This window comes from Candidatus Pantoea communis, assembly GCF_011752685.1.
GTDB classification, from domain to species: Bacteria; Pseudomonadota; Gammaproteobacteria; order Enterobacterales; family Enterobacteriaceae; genus Pantoea; species Pantoea communis.
Genome location: NZ_VWXC01000050.1, coordinates 1 through 2,607, shown reverse-complemented (window position 1 = coordinate 2,607; position 2,607 = coordinate 1). Strand labels below are relative to the sequence as shown.

Here is a 2,607-nt window from a genome sequence, read left to right as displayed (position 1 = left end):
GACACCACCGCCGAAGATATCTACGCCGTTATCGGAACGGTCGTGGCGCGCCTTCTTAAGCCGGACCAGTACCTCACCCTTCACGAAATCACCAGCGCCCTGCACAGCATGGGCGAAGCGGCAGGCGCTGCCGGGATGCGCGAGAGCTGCAAACGCGCCGTCAGGCTGCTGGCTCAGCAGATGCACTGACCTTCAGATTACTCCCGTTCTGACGATCACTCCTCGCGCAATGACGGTGACGTGCCACACTGATAAATGTGAAATTGTTTAAACCGGGAGATGCCTGTGAAAGTCTGGATTGCCGTTACCCTCGCCGCCGCCGTGAGCTGCTCCGTATGGGCCTCAAAAGGGGGATTTGACTCTCCGGCTGCTGTGGCATCTGCGCATACTGCGCAGCAGAATTAATATCAGAAGCCTTCGTCGTCAGGCGTTTTGCCCACCACAATTTCCAGGGCGCTGCGCAGCACGTCCAGCTGGACCACGTCTGAAGTGCTCTCGAGCTCGGCGATAAGATAAAGAATGATCGCTTTGCTGGTGACCTTTTTGCCGTGAATAACGATGTCGCGGATGACGGCGTCCAGCACGGCGGTCTCGGCGGCCAGCGCGTCGCCGCCGCCGCGGAAGTGCTGGATGATATCGGCTTCGGTGGTGGTGTGATGTTCGTTAAGCTGCATAGTGTTATCCGTCAGGCCCTGCGGGCAAAAGTGGCCAGGCTCAGTGCCTGAAATAAAAACGGCCACCCTCCGGTAGCCGCATCCTGCGGGCGTCCTGCCACTTTCCGTCTGAAACGGAAATCTCTGCTGAGGTTCAGTGCTTGCGACCATTGTCAGGTGCGGGCTCAGCATTAAAAGCCAGAATTGCTGCATCACGGCTGCTGTTTACTTGAGGAAGAGTAGCTTCAACTTCATGAATAGCCATCATAATTGCTTCCAGTCGTTCAGCGTTCTGCTCGATCTTTGTCATGGACTTAAGCACGCCAATCAGCCTGACGGCGCCAATGTCATCGCCGCTGTCAAGCATAGTTATGACAGCATCACCCAAAACTATATCGACCAGTCTTTCTGATTTACTTCTTTGCATACCCGCGCCTTATGGTGCCTGTCATCCGGACAAAGTGCCGGTCGCCCAGTCCGGACGGCCCTTGTATGCATGCTGCGGGGCGTTTTTACATGGAAACTGAAACTTAACGCTCGAACAACATACCGATAAGCGTCTGGTAATGACGCTCTTCTTCCAGGCTGGATGCCACTTCAAGGCGACGTAACAGCTTGGTGCAGATGGCCTTACGGTTAAGGTTCTTGCCTGCGCGCAGGATTTCAACGACAATCTGCCCCAGCGTTTCCTGCTGGGTCGGCGCCGATGCCTTGCTAAAGTAATGCGCAATGTCGCTGGCGGAATCCGGGAATCTCGTATTGCTCTGACGCATGGTGAACCTCTCAGTGGTTAAAATGTAGTCGGCTCTGTCTGACCGTAAAGTTATACAACTAAATCAAACTTGTACAGCAATTGTGTTGTTGTACAGCTTATATTTTTGTGCAAAAAGTGCTAGATGTTACTAAACAGTAACTTAGGTGAGTATCAGCGCGCGAATGATGAGCGGGTTAACGAAGGGGTTGTACAACAGTCAGAACAGCATGCTCAGCTCAGGGGCCGGGGTACAGGGAAGAAGCCTGCCCGGTATCATCCGAACAGGCGGGGGATGCCTTCAGTGCGCTGAGCCGCGGCCTGATGCGGTAATCCATCTCAGCTCGTCCCGGTTGCCCGGTAATGACTCAAACCTGCGGAGCCAGCGTTTCGCCCCTCTTATCTGCACGCAGCGCGCAGGATTTTCCTCTGCAGCGGCCATCTCAGCCAGCTCGCGGATAAGCGAGCCAACGGTAATGTCCGTATTATTCATCGCCAGATGAACTGCCGCTTCGCCAATAATCATCTGGTTCTGGTCATGGTCATTATCAGGCATGCTTTGCTCTTCCTCCGCTTTATTACGGTATTTCAGTGTAGTCACTTAACGGACTGAAAACCGGTTCCATTTAAATATTTTCCGCGCATTATCCCGCCAGTCAGAATTACGCTCAGCCGCACAGCAATAAAAACACCCTGAATTCAGATGCCTGAAAGATTACCAGAGGTAAATATCGGAAAATACTGAATAAAACTTATGTGTTTTCTGAAATCGTTTTCATCCTGAGGTGCAGCCTGAGCATGTGAATGTTTCGGGATTTAATCTCAGAAGAGGATTTAACATGGCCTGAAAAATATGGATGATAAGCCTGCAGGTTACTGGCTATTAATATGCGCCACATATCAGAAAAATCAGGGGGTAAGCCCTGTTGATTATTCTCCTTTAACCTCAGAGATAATTAGGAAATAAAGATTCCCTAATTAAGTGCGCCGGGATAAAATTTACTTCCGGCGCGCATCCGTGTGGTTTTATTTAAACTTCAGGTTTTGGGCTCCGCCGGCTGATAAGTCCGCCTTTACGACCGGCCTCGCGCGCGCGATCGGGACAGTTTTTGAAGTTACCGCCGCTGGCGGCGCCGCCTTTGCTGCCCGCCTCAGCGGCGCGTGCCGGGTCGGCCGCGAAATTTCCGGCTCCCCCGCGTCTTG

6 protein-coding genes are annotated in these 2,607 nt (G+C 52.8%); 1 reads left to right on the top strand and 5 read right to left on the bottom strand.

Annotation, left to right across the window (positions count from 1 at the left end):
* On the top strand, nucleotides 1-189 hold a 189-nt coding region (locus F3J37_RS27730; RefSeq protein ID WP_166936827.1), incomplete at its 5' end, for a hypothetical protein.
* Between the two features lie 218 nt (nucleotides 190-407).
* Here F3J37_RS27730 and F3J37_RS27725 read toward each other — a convergent pair.
* The 5 genes from F3J37_RS27725 to F3J37_RS27705 all read right to left on the bottom strand — a co-directional run.
* The gene (locus tag F3J37_RS27725) at nucleotides 408-674 is read right to left on the bottom strand and encodes a biofilm/acid-resistance regulator YmgB/AriR (protein ID WP_166936825.1); all 267 of its coding nucleotides are present in this window, start codon (nucleotides 672-674) and stop codon (nucleotides 408-410) included.
* 133 nt (nucleotides 675-807) lie between these two features.
* The gene (locus tag F3J37_RS27720) at nucleotides 808-1,080 is read right to left on the bottom strand and encodes a hypothetical protein (protein ID WP_034830957.1); all 273 of its coding nucleotides are present in this window, start codon (nucleotides 1,078-1,080) and stop codon (nucleotides 808-810) included.
* A gap of 103 nt (nucleotides 1,081-1,183) precedes the next feature.
* Entirely contained in the window at nucleotides 1,184-1,426 is a 243-nt protein-coding gene (ycgZ, locus tag F3J37_RS27715) for a regulatory protein YcgZ (RefSeq protein ID WP_039337534.1), read from the bottom strand.
* Nucleotides 1,427-1,705: 279 nt separating this feature from the next.
* Nucleotides 1,706-1,960 carry a hypothetical protein gene (locus F3J37_RS27710; RefSeq protein WP_166936821.1) on the bottom strand — a complete coding sequence of 85 codons (255 nt, stop codon included), beginning with the start codon at nucleotides 1,958-1,960 and terminating at the stop codon, nucleotides 1,706-1,708.
* Nucleotides 1,961-2,434: 474 nt separating this feature from the next.
* Nucleotides 2,435-2,607, bottom strand: a 173-nt coding sequence (locus tag F3J37_RS27705; RefSeq protein WP_166936823.1) for a KGG domain-containing protein, incomplete at its 5' end; no start/stop codon positions are given.

Bases quoted from the DNA above. Each gene is read 5' to 3' on its own strand.
- ycgZ (WP_039337534.1), bottom strand. From the start codon at position 1,426: ATGCGTCAGAGCAATACGAGATTCCCGGATTCCGCCAGCGACATTGCG.
- F3J37_RS27720 (WP_034830957.1), bottom strand. From the start codon at position 1,080: ATGCAAAGAAGTAAATCAGAAAGACTGGTCGATATAGTTTTGGGTGAT.
- F3J37_RS27710 (WP_166936821.1), bottom strand. From the start codon at position 1,960: ATGCCTGATAATGACCATGACCAGAACCAGATGATTATTGGCGAAGCG.
- F3J37_RS27725 (WP_166936825.1), bottom strand. From the start codon at position 674: ATGCAGCTTAACGAACATCACACCACCACCGAAGCCGATATCATCCAG.